17 protein-coding genes and 1 pseudogene are annotated in these 18,833 nt (G+C 72.7%); 8 read left to right on the top strand and 10 right to left on the bottom strand.

All coding sequences use genetic code 11. The features are described from left to right. Positions 1-13 precede the first annotated feature (13 nt). Complete coding sequence (locus ACIRPU_RS34975) at positions 14-1,951, bottom strand: rhamnogalacturonan lyase (RefSeq protein ID WP_403874615.1); 1,938 nt, start codon at positions 1,949-1,951, stop codon at positions 14-16. A gap of 39 nt (positions 1,952-1,990) precedes the next feature. Next, on the bottom strand, positions 1,991-2,959 hold the full coding sequence (locus ACIRPU_RS34980; RefSeq protein ID WP_403874617.1) for a helix-turn-helix transcriptional regulator: 969 nt from the start codon (positions 2,957-2,959) through the stop codon (positions 1,991-1,993). 157 nt (positions 2,960-3,116) lie between these two features. Between ACIRPU_RS34980 and ACIRPU_RS34985 the strand changes: the two genes are divergently transcribed. Both ACIRPU_RS34985 and ACIRPU_RS34990 read left to right on the top strand, forming a co-directional pair. Further along, the gene (locus ACIRPU_RS34985; protein WP_403874757.1) at positions 3,117-3,560 is read left to right on the top strand and encodes a hypothetical protein; all 444 of its coding nucleotides are present in this window, start codon (positions 3,117-3,119) and stop codon (positions 3,558-3,560) included. Next, a pseudogene (locus tag ACIRPU_RS34990) lies at positions 3,557-4,039 on the top strand (hypothetical protein); the annotation flags it as partial. The gene ACIRPU_RS34985 and the pseudogene ACIRPU_RS34990, both read left to right, overlap by 4 nt. A 37-nt stretch (positions 4,040-4,076) precedes the next feature. On the opposite strand, the gene ACIRPU_RS34995 reads toward ACIRPU_RS34990, so the two are convergent. The 3 genes from ACIRPU_RS34995 to ACIRPU_RS35005 all read right to left on the bottom strand — a co-directional run bounded on the left by ACIRPU_RS34995 (position 4,077) and on the right by ACIRPU_RS35005 (position 6,543). Further along, a complete protein-coding gene (locus tag ACIRPU_RS34995) occupies positions 4,077-4,871 on the bottom strand; it encodes a class I SAM-dependent methyltransferase (protein WP_403874619.1) in 795 nt (264 codons plus the stop codon). A 208-nt stretch (positions 4,872-5,079) separates the two neighbouring features. After that, on the bottom strand, positions 5,080-5,385 hold the full coding sequence (locus tag ACIRPU_RS35000; RefSeq protein ID WP_403874621.1) for a 4a-hydroxytetrahydrobiopterin dehydratase: 306 nt from the start codon (positions 5,383-5,385) through the stop codon (positions 5,080-5,082). A gap of 87 nt (positions 5,386-5,472) precedes the next feature. Continuing rightward, a complete protein-coding gene (locus ACIRPU_RS35005) occupies positions 5,473-6,543 on the bottom strand; it encodes an ADP-ribosylglycohydrolase family protein (protein ID WP_403874623.1) in 1,071 nt (356 codons plus the stop codon). 29 nt (positions 6,544-6,572) lie between these two features. Here ACIRPU_RS35005 and ACIRPU_RS35010 point away from each other — a divergent pair, with 29 nt between their 5' ends. The 5 genes from ACIRPU_RS35010 to ACIRPU_RS35030 all read left to right on the top strand — a co-directional run bounded on the left by ACIRPU_RS35010 (position 6,573) and on the right by ACIRPU_RS35030 (position 11,631). Continuing rightward, positions 6,573-7,421, top strand: coding sequence for a helix-turn-helix domain-containing protein (locus ACIRPU_RS35010; protein WP_403874625.1), 849 nt, complete (start codon positions 6,573-6,575; stop codon positions 7,419-7,421). A gap of 107 nt (positions 7,422-7,528) precedes the next feature. Continuing rightward, positions 7,529-8,392 carry a helix-turn-helix domain-containing protein gene (locus ACIRPU_RS35015; protein ID WP_403874627.1) on the top strand — a complete coding sequence of 288 codons (864 nt, stop codon included), beginning with the start codon at positions 7,529-7,531 and terminating at the stop codon, positions 8,390-8,392. 136 nt (positions 8,393-8,528) lie between these two features. Continuing rightward, complete coding sequence (locus tag ACIRPU_RS35020) at positions 8,529-9,350, top strand: SAM-dependent methyltransferase (RefSeq protein WP_403874629.1); 822 nt, start codon at positions 8,529-8,531, stop codon at positions 9,348-9,350. 143 nt (positions 9,351-9,493) lie between these two features. Next, positions 9,494-11,227, top strand: a complete 1,734-nt coding sequence (locus ACIRPU_RS35025; RefSeq protein ID WP_403874631.1) for a right-handed parallel beta-helix repeat-containing protein — start codon at positions 9,494-9,496, stop codon at positions 11,225-11,227. Beyond that, positions 11,224-11,631, top strand: coding sequence for a hypothetical protein (locus tag ACIRPU_RS35030; protein WP_384118859.1), 408 nt, complete (start codon positions 11,224-11,226; stop codon positions 11,629-11,631). Before ACIRPU_RS35025 ends, ACIRPU_RS35030 begins: the two co-directional genes overlap by 4 nt. Before the next feature lie 92 nt (positions 11,632-11,723). On the opposite strand, the gene ACIRPU_RS35035 is transcribed toward ACIRPU_RS35030, so the two are convergent. The 5 genes from ACIRPU_RS35035 to ACIRPU_RS35055 all read right to left on the bottom strand — a co-directional run bounded on the left by ACIRPU_RS35035 (position 11,724) and on the right by ACIRPU_RS35055 (position 17,879). Beyond that, positions 11,724-12,149 (bottom strand): OsmC family peroxiredoxin, encoded by a 426-nt coding sequence (locus ACIRPU_RS35035; protein WP_020125610.1) that lies wholly within the window; start codon positions 12,147-12,149, stop codon positions 11,724-11,726. 92 nt (positions 12,150-12,241) lie between these two features. Next, positions 12,242-14,038 carry a hypothetical protein gene (locus ACIRPU_RS35040; RefSeq protein ID WP_403874634.1) on the bottom strand — a complete coding sequence of 599 codons (1,797 nt, stop codon included), beginning with the start codon at positions 14,036-14,038 and terminating at the stop codon, positions 12,242-12,244. Continuing rightward, positions 14,035-15,096, bottom strand: a complete 1,062-nt coding sequence (locus ACIRPU_RS35045; protein ID WP_403874636.1) for an ATP-binding protein — start codon at positions 15,094-15,096, stop codon at positions 14,035-14,037. Before ACIRPU_RS35045 ends, ACIRPU_RS35040 begins: the two co-directional genes overlap by 4 nt. A gap of 107 nt (positions 15,097-15,203) precedes the next feature. Then, on the bottom strand, positions 15,204-17,318 hold the full coding sequence (locus tag ACIRPU_RS35050) for a phage holin family protein (protein ID WP_403874638.1): 2,115 nt from the start codon (positions 17,316-17,318) through the stop codon (positions 15,204-15,206). 150 nt (positions 17,319-17,468) lie between these two features. Further along, positions 17,469-17,879 carry a hypothetical protein gene (locus ACIRPU_RS35055; protein WP_355705846.1) on the bottom strand — a complete coding sequence of 137 codons (411 nt, stop codon included), beginning with the start codon at positions 17,877-17,879 and terminating at the stop codon, positions 17,469-17,471. Positions 17,880-17,962: 83 nt separating this feature from the next. On the opposite strand from ACIRPU_RS35055, the gene ACIRPU_RS35060 reads away from it, so the two are divergent. Beyond that, entirely contained in the window at positions 17,963-18,736 is a 774-nt protein-coding gene (locus ACIRPU_RS35060; RefSeq protein ID WP_403874641.1) for an MBL fold metallo-hydrolase, read from the top strand. Positions 18,737-18,833: the final 97 nt, after the last annotated feature.

An 18,833-nucleotide genomic window follows, 5' to 3' on the forward strand; every position in this document is an offset into this window, starting at 1 on the left:
ACCCTTCGCTCGCTCAGGGCGTGTAGACCGTCGGGCGGGGTGCGGTCGGCATTCCGTTGCCGAGGAAGTAACTCGGGTGCGGCGGTTGGTTGTATGCGGTGTTCTGCCAGGCCAGGCCGGTGCGGTACATCGTGTCGTGGAGCAGGGTCGTGATGCGTGTCGTCGTCTCGTACGGCGTCGAGTAGATGCGCAGGGACGTGTTGTCGCTGGTCGGCCAGACGACCTCTTCGCGCCAGTCGCCGAGGATGTCGCCGGACAGCGACGGGGTGGCCTTGGTGCTGTTGTTGGAGTGGACGCCCGAGCCGGTCAGGAGGCGGGTGTCCGAGGACGTGCCGTACTTGTCGATGTGGGTGCCGTCGAGGAGTTCGCGGACGGGGTCGGCGTCCCACCAGGAGAGGAAGTTGACGGAGGAGGGTTCCCGCCCCTTCGTCGCGCCCGCCTCGTCGCGGATCGAGGTGTCGGAGGCCGACCAGACCTCGGCTCCGTCGTTGCCCGCCCAGATGTCACCGGCGACCCCGCGGCCGTTGTCGCAGCAGGCGGCCAGTTGCCAGTCGACCGTGCCGTTCGCCGGGTCGATGTACAGCTCGGCGGGTTGACCGGTCCCCTCCGAGACCTTGAAGTACTCGAGGCCGGCGTGCGACGGGTCGAGGTCGCCGAGGTGCTGGGCGTCGCCGTGTCCCGTCTTCGTGGTCCACAGGCCGTTTCCGTTGTCGTCGACCGCCATCGCGCCGTAGACGATCTCGTCCTTGCCGTCGCCGTCCACGTCCCCGACGGAGAGGCTGTGCGAGCCCTGGCCGTCGTAGCCCTTGCCGGTGTTGGTGGAGGAGCTGGTGTCGAAGGTCCAACGGCGGGTGAAGGCGCCGTTCCGCCAGTCCCAGGCGGCGATCACGGTACGCGTGTAGTAACCGCGTGCCATGATCAGCGAGGGGCGGGAACCGTCCAGGTAAGCGGTTCCCGCGAGGAAACGGTCGACGCGGTTGCCGTACGAGTCGCCCCAGGACGAGACCGTGCCGCGGGCCGGGACGTAGTCGACGGAACTCATCGCCTTGCCGGTCTGGCCGTTGAACATCGTCAGGTACTCGGGGCCGGACAGCACATAGCCGCTGGAGTTGCGGTAGTCGGCGGAGGAACTGCCGATGACCGTGCCCGTGCCGTCCACCGTCGCGTCGGCGGTCTTCATGGCGATCTCGGCCTTGCCGTCGCCGTCGTAGTCGTACACCTGGAACTGTGTGTAGTGGGCGCCGGAGCGGATGTTGCGGCCCAGGTCGACGCGCCACAGGCGGGTGCCGTCGAGCTTGACGCCGTCGACGATCGTGTTGCCCGTGTAGCCCGACTGGGAGTTGTCCTTCGCGTTGGTCGGCTGCCACTTCAGGACGATGTCCAGGGCGCCGTCGCCGTCCAGGTCGCCGACGGAGGCGTCGTTGGCCTCGTAGGTGTAGGCGACGCCGTCCGGGGTCGTGCCGCCGGCCGGCGGGGTGATGGGGACGTCCTTGTAGCCGGTGCGGAACTGGATCGCGTGGACGGAGTCGGCCTGTTCGACGCCGTTCACGATCGCGCGGACCGTGTAGTCGGCCTGCGCCGGGGCGCCGGAGTGGAAGTAGTTCGTGGAGCCGGTGACCGGCGCCGAGTTGACCTTGGTGCCGGCCCGGTAGACGTTGAAGGAGACGCTGTCGGGGTCGGTGCCGAGCCAGCGCCAGGTGACCAGGTTGCCGCTGTCGGTGTGCACGCTGACGACGCCCCGGTCGAGGGCTTCGACCTGGCGGGCGGTGGCGGCCTCGGCCGTACCGGCGCCGAGTGTGGTCAGTCCGGCGCCGACCAGGGCCGTGGTCGCGGCCAGCGCGGAGAGGACGGCCCTTCGCCCGCGGCGCTTGCGCGGAGAGGGATCCGAGTGCGGATGAGGCTCCGCATGCGGACGGGAAGGGGAATGCGGCTGCGGGTGCGGGTGCTGCACGGGACGTACCTCCTGGGAGGGACGGATGGGTTCCGCCTCTCAGTTGCCGCCGCGGACAGGCGAGTTGCCGTACAACGCGGCCAGTTCCGCCACCGTCCGGGCGATCCGCTCACGCAACTCCGGCGGCTGGAGCACCTCGATGTCCGCGCCCAGGCGCAGGAAGTCGGCGTGGGCGTGCTCCACGGACTCGATGGGGACCCTGGCCACCGTCCAGCCGTCCGCCCCGGCGGGCTCGTCGCGTCGCACCGCACGGGCGAGGGTCACTCCCGGCGCCAGTCGCACCACGGCCTCCGCCCTGTCCTTGTACAACCGCTCGTGGAACCCCCGCTGGTACGCCGTCCAGTGGGCGGCCAGGTCGAAGTCGTCCGGCCGGGTGAACACCTCGTCGGACAAGGTGAGTTCGAGGATCTGGTCGACGCGGAAGGTACGTGGGCCGGGGCCGGCGACGACGTACCAGCGTCCCGCCTTCAGCACCAGGCCGTAGGGCTCCAGCCGGCGTTCGACATCGGTGGGCTCCCGCCAACGACGGTATACGACATGCAGGATCCTGTTGTTCCACACCGCGTCGGCGACCGCCGACAGATACGGCACCTCGTCCGCCCCCGCGTCCGTGTACCAGCCGGGTGCGTCCAGATGGAAGCGGCCGCTGATCCGGTCCGCGTGCACCCGCAGTTCCGACGGCAGCGCGGCGCGGACCTTGAGCTGCGCGGCGGCCAGGACCGGACCGAGGCCCAGTTGGGCGGCCGGGCCCGGGACCCCGGCGAGGAACAGGGCCTCCGCCTCGTCGGCGGTCAGTCCCGTCAGCCGGGTGCGGTAACCGTCGAGCAAGCGGTATCCGCCGGCATGACCGGCGTCGCCGTAGAGCGGGACGCCCGCCGCGCCCAGCGCCTCCACATCCCGGTAGACGGTGCGCACCGACACCTCCAGCTCCTCCGCGAGCTGGGCGGCGGTCATCCGCCCCCGGGTCTGGAGCAGCAGCAGGATCGACACGAGTCGGCTGGACTTCACTGACACAGGATGTCAGTGAAGCGGGCCTAGCGTCCTGCCCATGACCTCTGTTTCCCACGATCATCGTTCCTCCGCCCCCTCCCCCTCTCCCTCCCTCTCCCCCTCCGCCACGCCCCCGTTCGCGGAGAAGCTGCTGACCGTGCACCCGCCGATCGAGATGGCGGGACGGTGGATCAAGCGTTACCACGTCACCTCCGACCCGGCGGGCATCGCACCCGAGGTGCAGAGTGCGGCGTACGCGATCCTTCCCGAACTGCTGCCGGCGCCGGACGGGACACCGCCCGCCACCTTCGTCGTGCTGCACCGGGGCGGCGACGACGGCGCCTACCTCAACGCCTACAGCTGGGTGTGGGACAACGTCCTGCACTTCCGGGGCGCGGCCGCGGGCCAGCCGGTGCTCGACTGCCCGGACGACGACCCGAGCCACTTCGTCACGACCGACCGGCCCTGGATCGGCTGCGTCTGGGAACTGCCGCCGATCCTGCACGAACGGGACGCGTGGGTACGGCACCTACTTGCCCGCCGTGCACCCGAAGTCCCCGATCTCGACGCCTACTTGACGGATTCCCTGACCGAGGGAACGACGGGAGACCGCTCATGAGCAGCCCGCACGACTTCGACTTCCTGCACGGTGCGTGGGAGGTCCACCACCGTCGGCGCACCGCGTTCCTCGACCCCGACAGCGACTGGGAGGAGTTCCCGTCCACGGCCCGCTGCCGGCCGCTGTTCGACGGGGCCGCGAACATCGACGAGATCGACATGCCGCACCTCGGCACGAAGGGGCTGACGCTGAGACTCTTCGACCCGGAGAGCGGCCGGTGGTCGCTGAACTGGTCGTCCAGCCGGAGCGGGAGGCTCTTCCCACCGGTGATCGGGGGCTTCGGCGACGCCGACGAACAACACGACGGCCGCCGTGACCGCGGCGAGTTCTACGGCGACGACACGCACGACGGCAAGGACGTGCGGGCCCGGTTCGTCTGGTCGGGGGTGAGCGACACCTCCGCCCGCTGGGAGCAGGCCTTCTCGCTGGACGGCGGGGAGACCTGGCTGACCAACTGGATCATGGACTTCACTCGTCCGGGAACGGACCGGGAAGCGGTTCCCCGCCCGAAAGCGGTTACCGGTCCGGAAACGGGCCCGGAAGCGGTTTCCCGTCCGGAAGCGGACCCGGAAGTGGTTTCCGAAACGCTCTCAGGGTGAACGCGGGGTCCGGGCGGGGCCGGTCCTGGTCGGGCAGGGCCGCGAGACGGTCGGCGAACTCGTCGGCCCGGGGGTGACCGGGCGGCAGGGTGACGAACCAGCCGCGGCGCAGGTCCGCGATGGCCCGGCGCGGGCTGCGGCCCTGCCCCCGCCCGGTGAAACGGGCCTGCCCGGCTGGGACCAGGCCGGCTTCGACGGCGTACGACGCCACCAGCGCCGCGGTGTCGGAGGCCGGCCGTTGCGGGCGCGAGGCCAGCACGACATCGATGTCGCTGCCCACGTTGTGCGAGGCGCCCTTGTCGACCGTGGTGACGTACGTCCCGCCGGGCCGTAACACCCGGGCGCACTCGGCGACGATCCGCCGCGCGTCCCCGGCGTCCTCGACGAGGTGCAACAGCCACACGCTGGTCACGGCGTCGAACTCCCCGTCCCTGAAGGGGAGTCGGCGGCCGTCGGCGAGGACGACCGTTCCGGGCATCCGGTCGGCCGCGTGTCTGACCATGGCGGGCGCCCGGTCGAGCCCCGTCACCCGCAGGCCGGGCCGCCCGGCCGCGAGACGCCGGGTGACGATGCCCGTGCCGCAGGCCACGTCGAGCAGGCTGCGCGCCCGGTCCGGTACGAGACCGAGGACGCCCTCCGCGGCGGCCGCCGCCCTGGGCTCGCCGCCGCGCCAGGCGTCGTAGCGTTCGGCTTCCTCGTCGTAGTCCAGCACCCGCGCTCCCCGTTCGTCGACCGCCGCACCCTTGCTCGTACCCGCTCCGCCCGGCCCGTACGGTCCCGCGCCCGCCTTTACCGCACCGCCTCTACCGTGCCGCCCTGCCCGTACCGTCCGTACCGTCCGCTCCGTCCGTCGGACGAGTCAGGGCGGGTCAGCGCGAGGTCAGCACGGATCAGTGCGGGTCGGCTCGGGTGAGCGCCGGTCAACTCGCTCCGTGGGCGGGGGCCACGGCCTCCACCCGGCGGGCGAGTTCGACGTCGAGGTCGGTGACGGAGCCGCCGGCGCTGTGGGTGTTCACGGCGAGGGACACCGTGTGGTAGCCGAGAGTGAGCTCGGAGTGGTGATCGAGCTCGTCCTGGATGCGCGCGACATGGACGACCAGGGAGGCCGCGGCGAAATGGGAGTCGAGCCGGTAGGCGCGGGTGAGGCGGTCGCCGTCCAGGGACCAGCCGGGCAAGTCGGTCAGACGGTCCTCGATCTCCTTCTGCGACAGCGGTTCCACGGCCATGGCACGGCTCCCTTCCTGATGTCGCGTACCTGTCCAGCGTGCCACAGGAAAGCCGCGACGACCCTGGTCACAAGGGCGGCTCCCGGTTCAGTCGCGGAGGCACTCGGCCGCCAGGTCGTCGGCCAGCGCGGCGATCACGGCACGGCCCTCCACCTGCTCCAGCCACTCGTGCGGCAGCCCGACGTCGCCGTGCAGCGCGCCCAGGATGTTGCCGCAGACGGATCCCGTGGAGTCGCTGTCGCCGGAGTGGTTCACGGACAGGAGCAGGGCGTCCTCCACCCGGTGCGTGGCCAGTGCCGCGTAGACCGCGATGGCGAGGGCCTCCTCGGCGACCCAGCCGGCGCCCAGCCGCTCCACCTTCTCGGGGCTCGGATCGCGCTCGGCGGCCAGATCGAGGGCCTGGTTCAGGGCGGCGGAGGTCTCCTCGTGGCCCGGGTGGCGGCCGAGCAGCCGCAGGGCGCGCAGCGTGGCGCCCTCGACGGACTCCCCTTGCGTCAGGTACGCCACGATCGCGGCCAGCGCTCCGGCCGCGTAGTAGCCGGTCGGGTGGCCGTGGGTCGTCTGCGCGCAGCGGGCTGCCATGCCGAAGGCGATGTCGGCGGACGGGTGGGCGAGGCCGAAGGGCGCCGAGCGCATCACGGTGCCGCAGCCCTTGGAGCCGGGGTTGACCGGCCCGGGCGCCCCGCTCAGCTCGGCCCACGGGTCGGGAACGTGGCTCTGGGCGAGCCCGGACAGGCAGGCGTTTCCGGGGGCGCGGCGGGCGTACAGCCAGCGCTCGGCGAGGAGGCCGCCCTCGACTCCCTCGGCCGGCCCCGGCCGCTGCTGGGTCTCGAGCCAGCGCCCGTACGCCTGGCGCACCAGGGCGGTCTCCGCCCCGTCGATCCCCTTGAGCCGGGCCCTCCTGGCCGCCGTACGGAGGCCCTCGACGGTGAACAGGGTCATCTGGGTGTCGTCGCTGACGCGGCCGATCACACCCTCGCCGTCGGGCACGAGCCGGGTGAGGCCCCTGGGTCCGTGGGCCGCGCGGATCTGGTCGAGGGAGGAGAACTCGACCGCGTAGCCGAGGGCGTCGCCGAGCGCCCCGCCGAGGAGGCAGCCCCGCACCCGGGCGCGGTACACCGCCGTCGACTCCAGGGAAGACTTCCGCCGGTCGTTCATCCAAGCGCTCCTCAACTACGGTCGTGCGTATGAGCATTGTCCCGACCGGTACGAACGCCGCTGTCGCCGCCCCCGCCGACCGGGGCGCCGGCCCGCTGTTGCGGGTCTGGCGGGAGCGGCGGCGGATGAGTCAGCTGGAGCTGGCACTGCGCGCCGACTCCTCGGCCCGGCACATCAGCTTCGTCGAGACGGGCCGGTCCCGGCCCAGCGAGGACATGGTGCTGCGGCTGGCCGAGCACCTGGAGGTGCCGGTGCGTGAGCGCAACGCGCTGCTCCTGGCGGCCGGTTACGCGCCGCGCTACCCGCAGACCCCGCTGGACGACCCGGCGCTGGACGCGCTGCGCGCGGGTCTGGAGCGGCTGCTCCAGGGCTACGAGCCGTATCCGGCGCTGGTGATGGACGCGCGGTACGACGTGGTGGCGGCCAACCGGGGGATCACGATGCTGCTGGACGGCGTCCCGGAGTCGTTGCTCGCGCCCCCGCTCAACGCGATGCGTCTCACCCTCCACCCGCAGGGTCTGGCCCCGCGTATCCGCAACCTGCGTGAGTGGCGCGGTCATCTGCTCGCGCAGATGGAACGGCAGATCGCCCTGTACCGCTCGGCGCCGCTGCGGGAGTTGTACGAGGAGGTCGCCGCGTATCCGATGGCGGAAGGCGGGCGGGCGACGGAGGGCGGGGTAGCGGACGAACCGGAGGAGCCCGTGCCGCACTTCGCGCTGCCGATGCTGATCGAGCACGAGGGGCGGGTGCTCTCCTTCATCTCGTCCGTCTCCACGTTCAACACCCCCATGGACGTGACGGTCGCCGAGCTGGCCGTCGAGACGTTCCTCCCGGCGGATCCGGCCACGGTCAAGTACCTGCACTCGCTGATCGGCTGATGACCGGCCGGCCGACGTTTTCAGATGAACGTTCGACTCCGTTCCTGTGGCAACGAAGCCCGAACGTGGCACACTGACCCGCGTGCGACGCGTAGGGGAGACGTGGGGTGAGTGAGCGACGGCCCGCACCCACGGTGGGCCAGGTGGTACTGGGCCGGCGGCTGCAGGAGTTGCGTGAGGCGGCGGGCCTCGGCCGCGAGGAGGCGGCCCGCGCCCTGCGTGTGGCCCCGGCGACCGTGCGACGCATGGAGACGGCCGACGTCGCGCTGAAGGTTCCCTATGTGCAGGTGCTGTTGGAGACCTACGGCGTCGGCGACGAGGAGGCCGAGGCGTTCGTCTCGCTCACCGAGGAGGCGAACCGGCCCGGCTGGTGGCAGCGCTACCACGACGTGCTGCCGGAGTGGTTCAGCCTGTACGTGAGCCTGGAGGGCGCGGCCCGGCTGATCCGCTCGTACGAACCGCACTTCGTGCCCGGGCTGCTCCAGACGGAGGCCTACGCGCGCGCCGTGCTGGAGGCCGGGACGGTCGGGCAGACGACCCCGGAGTCGATCGAGCGGCATGTGGCGCTGCGCCTCGCCCGCCAGCGGCTGCTGGAGGCCGGCGACCCGCCGCATCTGTGGGTGGTGATGGACGAGACGGTGCTGCGTCGCCCGGTGAGCGTGGACGCCGCCGTCATGTCCGAACAGCTGGACAGGCTGATGGAGTTCGCCGAGCGCGACCGGATCACCTTGCAGGTCTCCGAGTTCGCGGCCGGCCCGCATCCGGGTACGTCCGCGCCCTTCTCCCTGTTCCGTTTCGCCGAGCCCGAGCTGCCCGACATGGTCGTCACGGAGTACCTGACCGGCGCTCTGTACCTCGACGACCGCAAGGAGGTCTCCGGGCACCTGGAGGTCCTCGACCACATGACGACGCACGCCGCGTCCGCGCAGCACACCAAGAAGATCCTGCGGGACGCTCGCGCAAGCCTGTGAGCACGCCCCGCCACCTGGACTTCTCCCTGACGCCTGACTTCCGACTCCTGGCTTCCGACCCGTGACTTCCGTCGCCTGAGTTCCCACTTCCGACTTCCGACCCTGACCCCCTGACGCTCCTGGAGGCGAGACCCGCATGACCGGATCCGAGGCCGAGCAGGCACCCGCCCGCATCGACACCAGCAGGCCGCATCCGGCCCGCGTGTACGACTGGTGGCTGGGCGGCAAGGACAACTACCCCGTGGACGAGGAGCTGGCCCGCAGGATCCTCGCCGTGGACGGCACGGTGCTGCGCGGGGCGCGGGCCAACCGCCGGTTCATGCAGCGGGCCGTCCGCACGGCCGCCGAGGCCGGGATACGCCAGTTCCTCGACATCGGCACCGGGATCCCCACCCAACCCAACCTGCACCAGGTGGCGCAGGGCGTGGCCCCTGAGTCCAGGGTCGTGTACGCGGACAACGACCCGATCGTGCTGCGGCACGCGGAGGCGCTGCTGCACGGTTCGGCGGAGGGCACCACCCGGTACGCGCACGCCGATGTCCGCGACCTCGACACGCTGCTGCACCGGGCCGCCGACACCCTGGACCTCACCCAACCGGTCGCGCTGTCGCTGGTGGCGCTCACGCACTACCTGAGCGACGACCCGGCGGGCGACGACGTGCACGGCCTGTTGAAGAAGTACGTCGCCGCGCTCGCGCCGGGCAGCTGGCTGATCCTCTCCCAGGTCACCCCCGACCTGAACCCCGCGGCCATCGAGAAGGCCGCGGAGAGCTTCCGGCGCAGTGGAACCCCTTTCTACCCGCGTTCCCTGGCGGAGTTCGCCCGTTTCTTCGAGGGTCTGGAGCTGCTCGGGCCGGGTGTGATCCCGGTGTCCGGCTGGCGTCCGGAGCCGGAGGACGTGGCGGTCCAGGCGGAGGGCATCGTGCCGGTGTACGCGGGAGTCGCCCGCAAGCCCTGAGCCGGTGGCGGGGCACGTCCCCGGCCGGTGGGAGGTCCGGTGAAGGCCACTGACCGCACCCCCGGCGCCACCGCCCCCTCCGGTAGCATCGGTGACCGGGAGTCGACGGTTCGTCACGGGCGGGCGCTGCGGGGGAAGCGGGCATGGTCAAGAGGTACCTGGTCGCGCCGCACGGGGGTCGTGGCACCCACCCCGACATCGGGTCCGCGCTGCGCGCCGCGAGCGCCCGGGGCCGGGCCGCCCGGGTGGAGATCACTCCCGGCCGCTACGAGGAACGGCTCACCGTCCAGGGCGAGATCGAGCTGGCCGCGCTCGGTGACGCCGGCTCGGTGGTGGTGAGCGCTCCCGGGGGCACCGTGCTCGACGCCTCGGGGTCGGTCGTGGTCCGCGGTCTGGCGCTGGTCGGCCGGAACGCCGATGCCGGCGTCGTCGACTGCCACGCGGGGACCCTCACCCTGGACCGGGTGGCGATCCGGGCGCACAACGGGGTCTGTGTTCACGCCCGGCCGGGCACCTCCGTGGCGCTGAAGGACAGTGAGTTCCGCTACGGCCGGACCGTCTTCGCCGGTGCCGCCGGGCAGATCGAGCGGTGCCGGTTCGTCGACGCCGCCGACAACGCGGTCGCGGTGATCGAGAACGCCCGGGTGCTGGTCCGGGACAGCCGGTTCGACGGCAGCCGGATCCACGGCGTACGCGTCAGCGACGCCTGGGCCCACCTCGTCGGGTGCGAGGTCACCGGCGCTGAGAAGGCGGCCGTCATGGCGGACACCCGGGCGGAGCTGACCGTCGAGGGGTGCACGGTCGTCGCCACGCACCTGGCGGGCCTGGCCTTCGTCGAGCAGTCCCGGGGCTCCGTGCGGGGCACCCGCGTCACCGACGCCGAGAACGGGATCCTGGTGGCGAGCGGCGCCGACCCGTCGGTGCGCGGCTGTGTGTTCGCCGACTGCCGCGACACCGGCATCCACGTCCAGGACTCGGGCCGTGGCACGTTCGAGGACTGTGAGATCACCGGCGCGGGCAACGTCGGCGTGCTGTCGACCCGGGGCGGCGCCCCGCGGGTGACCGGCTGCCGCGTCTCGGCGGGCAATGTCGGCATCGCCGTCACCGACAAGGCCCGAGGCCACTTCACCCGCGTCGACGTGCACGATCTGACCGGCGTCGCGCTGCGGGTCTGGGACGAGAGCAAGGCCGAGTTCGAGCAGGTCACCGTCGAGCGCTGCCCGTTCGGCCTGGAGACGCGGGGCAACGGCGGCACGACGGCCGAGCTCACCGACGCCAGGATCCGCGACTTCGACATGGCGGCCGTGGCCGCGGTCGGTCAGTCCCGGGTGACGCTGCGAGGCGTGTCGGCGCAGCGCGGGCTGCTGGGGTTCGGCGCCGGTGAGGAGGCGCAGCTGCATGTGCACGACTGCGAGGTCTCGGCCGTCAGCACCGGTGGGGCCCTGGCGTTCGGCACGGCGCGGCTCGTCGCGAGGAACCTCACCGTCACCGGTGCGGAGTCGTACGGCCTGTGCGGGACGGGCTCCGCGTATCTGGACGTCGCCGACAGCCGGTTCGAGGACTGTGCGGCCACGGGCGTGCGCTGCGACGACGCGTGCGGCGGGCGGCTCGCGGGCTGCGCCGTGACCGGGACGACCGCGGTGGCCGTGCAGCACAACGGCCGCGTCAAGCTGGACTCGCTCCGGTCGTCGCTGCCGGTCCGGGAGATCACCGAGCCGGCCCCGCCGCCGACGATCGTCAACCACTACCACGGCCCGGTCTTCGTCGAGGCGGTCCACAGCGCCCAGTTGGCGTGGAACAACACCAACGTCATCCAGCAGCAGAGCAACCAGGCCAACGAGACCAGCGAGAGCGATCAGGACGGAGCCGGCCGATGAACGACCCGCAGCAGGAGCACCACTACGACGGACCGGTGTTCCAAGGGGCCGTGTCGGGCTCCCAGTTCGCCTGGAACAACGAGACGGTCACCCAGAACCAGCAGCTCAACAGCACGGTCGCCCCGGAGCACGAGGCGCTCGCCACGCTGGTGACCGAGCTGCTCCGGCAGCTGCCCGCGGCCGGTCTCGGCGACCGGGAGCGCGAGGACGCCGAGAGCGCCGCCCAGGAGGTCCTCGCGGAGATCACCGGCCCGGAGTCGGCCGAGCCGGGCAGGCTCCGCCGCTCGGTGACCATGCTCAAGGGAGCCCTGGCGCCCGTCGCGACCGGCCTCGCGGCCGGGACGGCGGTCGGGGCGCAGGAGTGGGCGCAGTCCGCGATCAGGGGGCTGACGGGACTCGTCTGAGCCGGGGCGGCCCGGCCCGGCGAGGGCCGGACGGCACGACGGGGCACGGGGGCCGCGTGCGGCTCCCGCGCCCCGGACCCGACGCGGCGGACTCAGGCGAGCTTGGCCGACAGGGTGATGGTCGTGCCGGTGAGCGCCTGGCTGACCGGGCAGTTCTTCTTCGCGTCCTCGGCGGCGGCGGCGAACGCGTCGTCGTCGAGGCCGGGGACGGTGCCCTCCACGGTCAGGTGGATGCCGGTGATGCCCTCTCCCGGCTGGAAGGTGACGTCCGCGGACGTGACCAGCTTGGTGGGCGGGGTGCCGGCGCCGGCCAGGCCGTGCGACAGCGCCATGGAGAAGCAGCTGGAGTGGGCGGCGGCGATCAGCTCCTCCGGGCTGGTCTTGCCGTTCGCCTGCTCGGCGCGCGACGGCCACGACACCGGCTGCTGACCGATGCCGGAGGAGTCGAAGGTCACGACCCCGTTGCCCTCGAGCAGGTTGCCTTCCCAGACCGTGTGTGCGGAGCGCGTGGTAGCCACGGTTCTTCCTTTCGCATGGGGTTCTGCAGGGGGTCCCGTCACACGGGATTCCGTTGCACGGGTTTCCGTGCCCCATCCGATCACACTCCGCGTCACCGCACCCGGAACACCGGCCCCCGCGCGGTGAACGGCAGTCGACGACCCTGCGGGATCAGGTACGCGTGCTCACGCCGTACGCGCAGCACATCGCACCAGCCGTCGGTGATCACGAGCAGCGGCGCGCCCGGCGGGAAGTCGTCGGCGCGGTGCAGCAGGTCGATGCCGGGCTGGAGGACCGTGCCGCCGCGGCCGTGCACGCGGACCCGGCCGGCGATCTCGGCGACCGGCAGATAGCCCGCGTCGTGCGCGGCCGCGTCGCAGAACACGACCCGGGCGGCCGGGACGTCGCGGGCCTCGGCGTACGAGGCGATGGCGCCGAGCGCCTTGCCGAGCAGGGTGCGGTCCATGGAGCCGGAGGTGTCCAGGACGACGCCGAAGGTGCAGCGGGCTATCTCCTCGGGCGGGAACCAGCGGCCGGCGCGCGGGATGTCGGGAGTGGAGGCCTGTCGGCGCGCGGGCCGGGCGTAGGTCCGCACCGGCTCGGGGCGCTGCACGAACTCGTCGAACCAGCGCGCCAGTCGGGCGTCCCAGGGCAGCGGCGGGTGGCTGAGCGCGCGGATCTCCTCCACCAACCCGCCGGGCAGGAAACCGCGTTCCTGGCGCTGGTGCAGGTCGAGGCCCTGGGCGAGACCGCGGCGGTAGAAGCCGTCGAGGTCGACGTAGTCGCGGGACGGCCCGAGCGGGGCGCCGAGAATGTCGCCGAGGCCCTTGCCGCGCAGGGTGGCCAGGCGTCGCATCCGGCGCAGGTCCACGGTGATGCGGTCGTAGACCTCCTCGGCGGACAGGCCTGCCAGTTCGGCGTCGTACAGCAGCCCTTCGGGCATGGTGCCGACCTGCATCTCGCGCAGCCAGCCGTTGACGACGTAGTCGCAGGCGACGTTGAAGAGGTAGGGGTCGCGGGTGCCGCAGCGGTCGCCGTGACGCAGGGCGGCGTGCAGCATCTCGTGGGCGAGGACGAAGCGCCACTCCTCGTCGTCGTAGCGGCGCAGCGGGTTGATGTAGATCTCGCCCGCCTCCGCGTTCACGGCGGCGATCGAGATGCCGTGCGCGCGGGCGAGTTCGGCGTCGGCGACGAGCTTGATGCCGGCCGCCAGGCCGCCGAGCAGCGGGTAGGACGAGACGAACCAGCTCAGCGCCCGCTCCCAGGGACGCAGGGGGGTCACCTGGCCGGTGAGGGACTCGCGGCGGCCGCCCGCCATGTCCATCGCGGCGGACACGGTCCGGGTCAGGGCGGTGGCGAAGGCCAGCGGCCAGTCCGGCATCGGGCGCCCGGACCAGGTCCACCGCACGAGCACCTGGTCGGCGGCCGTCCCCGCGGTGCCGCAGTGCTCGTAGGCGGCCGGGATCCCGGTGCGCCGCCAGCGGGCGGAGAGCTGCTCCTCGTCACCGCCCGGGTACGACGGCGGCAGCTCGTCGGGGGCGCGGCCGACCGGAAACGTCAGCAGAAAACGGTTGACGACCATGCAGCGCGCGGCGAGGTCGTACCGGTCGGGCTGAGCGCGCTCGGTCGGGGACGCCGGGAGGTGTCCGAAGCCGAGATGGAGGGCGGCGTGCGCGAGGGACCAGGCCCAGGCGGCGGGATCGGCGATCCGGGTGGGATGGGCGTGCAGGGTGCCGTTGGAGTCGACGCGGACGAGTCCGTCGCGGGGGGCCATGGTGCACTCCTCGCGGCGGCAGATGTCGAAGTCGACGGCGGCCAGCGCCGGGTTGCCGCGCAGCGCCAGCCTCCCGGCCTCGAACGCCTCCGCGGCGAGGTCCCGCTTCTTCTTGTCGCGGTCCTCCCGCTTCACCGGCGCGCCTCCACCAGGCGGGGCATGTCCCGGGCCGCCTCGACCAGGAACCAGGCGGGCAGCACCGGGTTGCCGTCGGCGTCGGAGGCGATGACGGTCTGGGCGACCTCGACGGAGATCTCGGCGAGCTGTACGAGCAGCGACTTGGCGCGGTAGGCGGTCTGCCGGCCCTTCGGCGACATGTGCTCCCTGACGGCGGGGAGTTCCTTGACGAGCCGGCCGCGGAACGAGTCGGCGAGGTAGTAGAGCAGGTCGCGGTCCTCGACGCGGCGCGGCCAGGGGGCCTCGCCCTTGAGGATGGCCTCGATGCCGTACCGGCTGCGCACGATCTTGACGTAGCCGCGGAAGGCGGTGGCGTGCGCGGGCGTCAGCGTGCCGTGCGCGAGCACCGTGAGGGTGTCCTCGTCGAGGTCGGGCCCGAAGGAATGCAGCGCGTCGGAGAGCATGTGCCAGGAGCGGGGGGTGGAAAACGGTTCCTCGGTTTTCGGCGGCTTGGACCACAGGTGGTCGGGCCGGTCGGTGAGGTGGTCGAGGATCCACGGGTGGATGTCGTTGCCCGCGGCCCACTTCAGCCAGTCCTTCGCGGACGCCTCGAGGTGGACGTGGGTGAGGCGGTTGACGAGCGCGGAGGCGATGGGCCGGGCGAGCGCGTTGTCCGTGGCCCGGTTCCCGGCGCCGATGACGATCGAGCCCTTGGGGAGCTCGTAGTTACCGATCCGCCGGTCGAGGATGAGGGAGTAGAACGCCTTCTGGACGTCGGGCGTCGCCGCGTTGAGCTCGTCCAGGAACAGGCAGTACGGCTCGTCACGGGCGATGGCCTCCGGCGGGCAGAACACCGACCGTCCGTCCCGGATCTGGGGGACGCCGATCAGGTCCTCGGGCGCGAGCTGGGTGCCGAGCAGGCTCACGCACTCCAGTCCCAGCGACTCGGCGAAGTCCCTGACCAGGGAGGACTTTCCGATGCCGGGGGCGCCCCAGAGGAACACCGGCCGCACGGTGGCGAGGCCGAGGAGCAGTTCGGGGATACGGGAGGGCGTGACGGTGACGGCAGCCTGCAAGACAGAGGCTCCTCAAGGGATGTGGAAGGGGCGCGAGCGCGCGGGATCCGGACGACCGGACCGGTACGGACAGTGTGTGCGTACGGCTCCCGCGGCGCAGCCGATTTTCAGGCGGCGCGCTCCTCCGGCGCCGTCTCGAGCGGCACCTGGGGCCCGTCGGACTCGCGCAGCCAGCGGCGCAGGACGCGGTGCACGTGCTCCGCGCCGGTCAGCTCCTCGTCGTCCTGGACGGCCGCGGACAGCGCCAGCGGGGACAGCAGGAACGGTCTGGCCTGGGCGCCGCCGAGGCCGCCGTGGGAGCCGATCTGCTCCTCGAAGGCGAGGACCTCGCCGTCGGCCGGGTCGTGGAAGGAGTTGACCATGATGTCGGCGGTGTGCGGGAAGGAGTGGGTGCGGCGTACGGCGTCGGCGGCGCCGGGCCCGAAGGCGGCCAGCGGGCCCGGTGTCCGGTCGAGTCGGTCCAGCGGTATCTCCGCGCCGTACGCGCCGAGGACGACCCCGCCGTGCTCCTCGCTGCGGACGAGGAGGAACCCGATGCCGGCGTGGTTGGCGAGGGTGGTCAGCAGGGCGGGGTGGCGGGCGTCGATCTCCTCCTTGCTCATCCGGTGCGGGACGTCCGGGAAGGAGATCAGGCCGAGGTTGCCCGAGGCCAGCACGATCGGTTCCGAGCGGCGGCCGGACGGGTGGTGGCGTTCGCCGCCCTCCTCGACGGGCCGGCGCAGCGCCGCGCGGACGGCCGCCCGTGCCTCGGCGCCGCTGTGGGTGCGTTCGGCCCTGCGCGGCACGGGCAGCCCGCAGCCGGCCCGCACCAGATTGTTGAGGGTGAGGCCGTAGCGGGCGTGGAACGTTTCGCCGGGGCTCTGACCGTGGTCGGACAGCACGACGATCCGGTAGGGGCGGGGTGCGTGCTCGGCCACGTTCTCGAGCAGCGCGAGCGCCCGGTCGAGGCGGCCGAGGACCTGCTCGGTGTCCCGGCCGAGCGGCCCGGAGTGGTGCGCGACCTCGTCGTACGCCACCAGGTCGGCGTAGACGGCGGTGCGGCCGGCGAGCATGTCGCCGGTCACGGCGGCCACCACGACGTCGCGTTCGACGACCGTCGCGAAGGCGCGGACCAGCGGGTAGAGGCCGCCGCGTCCGACGCGTGGGCGTTCCCTGCGCAGCCGGGCGCGGGTGGACTGGACCGTCTCGCGGACGACCTCGGCGACGAACGACAGGGCGGTGCGCACGGCGTTGGCCGGGTCGGAGAAGTAGGCGAAGTAGCCGGCCCGGGACCGCGTCTCCCGGCTGCGCCGGCGGGTGGCGATGGACAGCACGAGGGCCTGCTCGTCGGCGCCGCCGCTGAAGAGGTTGCCGCGGCTGGCGCCGTCGGCGGAGAGCAGCCCGCCGTCGCCGGTGCGTTCGACCGCGCGGCGCTGGAGTTCGGCGGCGCTGGTGGGGCGGTTGCAGACCATTACCTCCCCGGTGTCCTTCTCGTACCAGCGGAAGGCGGGCACGTCGTGGTTGCTGCCGTGCAGGATGCCGAGCTGGCTGGCGCCGGTCTGACTGGACCAGTCGGTGTGCCAGGGGATGAGCCGGTGGCTGGGGCGGGGGGCGGCGCTCGCCGCGCGGCTCTGCGCGCGGTCCTGGTCGGGGGCGCTGCCCAGCCATCTGGCGACGGTCGGCACCAGTCCCTTGCGCACCGCAGCGGCCAGCACGTCGTGGCCGACGCCGTCGAGCTGGAGGAAGACGGTGCCCGGCGTGGCGGGGCAGGCGGCGCCGCCTCTTCGCCGGCGGTCGGCGAGCCGGTACAGGCGGCGGCGGTAGGCGTCGTCGTCGCGTACGGCCAGGGCGCCGCCCGTCGCGGAGGCGACGGCGGACATCACGGCGGCGACGATCACGGCGGTCTCGGGGGCCACCTCGCTCTGCCCGGAGGGGTTCAGACGCAGGGCGAGCAGCAGCAGCGAGCCGTTGAGGAAGAACACCAGCAGACCGAGGACCAGCGCGGGTACGAGCAGCAGCAGACGCACCAGCAGCGGCCAGACCAGGGCCGACAGCACCCCGAACACCCCGGCGCCGACGGCGGCGGTCCTGGCTATGGTGGTGGCGCTGTCCCCGTCGGCGGACTGGAGCCGGAAGTCGGGCAGGATGCCCGCGAGCACCAGCATCGTGAGCGTGGAGACGGCCCACACCGCGACGCTCCGCCCGATCTGACTGGCGGCCCGCCGCCAACGCACCCCACGCACGCCCCGTACACCTCACGTTCCGGCCCCGACGCCCGCGGGGGCCGCCCTCCACCCTGTCACACCGCGGTGAAGGCCATCCCCCGGCTGTCCCCCGGCCGTCCCCCGACTATCGCCCGGCCGTCCCCCGGCTATCGCCCGGCCGTCCCCCGGCTATCGCCCGTCGTAGCCGGCCGTCGGCATCGACAGCCTCCGGTGCACCCGGGCCTTCATCTGCGCGTCGTAGGCGGGCTCGGCGCTGCCGACCGTCTCCACCCGCACGCCGCGCCGGGCGCACTCCGCGGAGAACTCCTCCACGGACGACAGCGCGCTCTCGAGGACCCGGTGGCTCGGCGCGACGAACAGGTCGACGCCAGCCCGGACCCCGTCCCACAGCACGCAGTGGTCGGCGCGCAGCCCGCGGACCAGCAGTTCCCGGCCGACGACGTAACCGCGCTCCGCGGCCCACCGCGCGCACATCGCGTGCTGGCTGCGGGAATCGACCAGGAAGGGATCGTCGTCCAGTTCCTCGAGCGGCGTCAGACTCGCGATCGCCGTGACCCGCATGACCCGCACCGGTCCCATGGCGTCCCCCTCACCTCCGGGTTTCGCCGCCGACCCTACTCCTGCCCGTAGGCTTCGGGGAGTCGCGCGAAGGAGGCAAAGAGGTGGCGGTGGAGATCACGTGGTGGGGGCACGCCACCTGCACGGTCGAGGATTCGGACGTACGTGTGCTCACCGATCCCCTGTTCGCGCGCCGCCTCGCGCATCTGCGCCGCCGCCGGGGCGCGCTGCCCCCGCCCGGCGCCTGGCGCGCGGACGTGGCGCTCGTCTCCCACCTGCACGCCGACCATCTGCACGTGCCCTCGCTGGCGCGCCTCGCGCCGGGCACGCGCCTGCTGGTGCCCCGGGGCGCGCCGCGCGCCGTCCCCGGGCTGCGCCGCCTGCGGCATCTGCGGCTGAGCGAGATGGCGCCGGGGGACGAGACCACCGTCGGCGACGTGCGGATACGGGCCGTGCCCGCGCACCACGACGGGCGGCGGCTGCCGGTCGGACGGCACCACTCCCCCGCGCTCGGGTACGTCGTCGAGGGCGAGGCCCGGACGTACTTCGCCGGGGACACCGGCCTGTTCGACGCCATGGCCGAGGAGGTCGGTCCGGTCGACGTGGCGCTGCTGCCGGTGGGCGGCTGGGGGCCGTATCTCGGCGAAGGGCACCTGGACGCCGGGCGCGCGGCCGAGGCGCTGGTCCGGCTGGCGCCGCGCATCGCGGTGCCGGTGCACTACGGCACGTACTGGCCGATCGGCATGGACGCCGTGCGCCCCCATGAATTCCACGCTCCCGGCGAGGAGTTCGTACGGCTCGCGGCGGACCGTGCGCCGGGCGTGGCGGTGCACCGCCTCGGGCACGGGGAGAGCGTGCGCCCGGAGGTCTTCCGGTGAAATGGTGGCTCGCCGCGACCGTGACGGTCGTGCCGACCGAGGCCACGCAACAGGCTCTCGGCTATCCGTCGTTGTTCCTGCTGGTGCTGATCGGGGC

Source organism: Streptomyces sp. NPDC102259 (assembly GCF_044766465.1).
GTDB lineage: Bacteria > Actinomycetota > Actinomycetes > Streptomycetales > Streptomycetaceae > Streptomyces.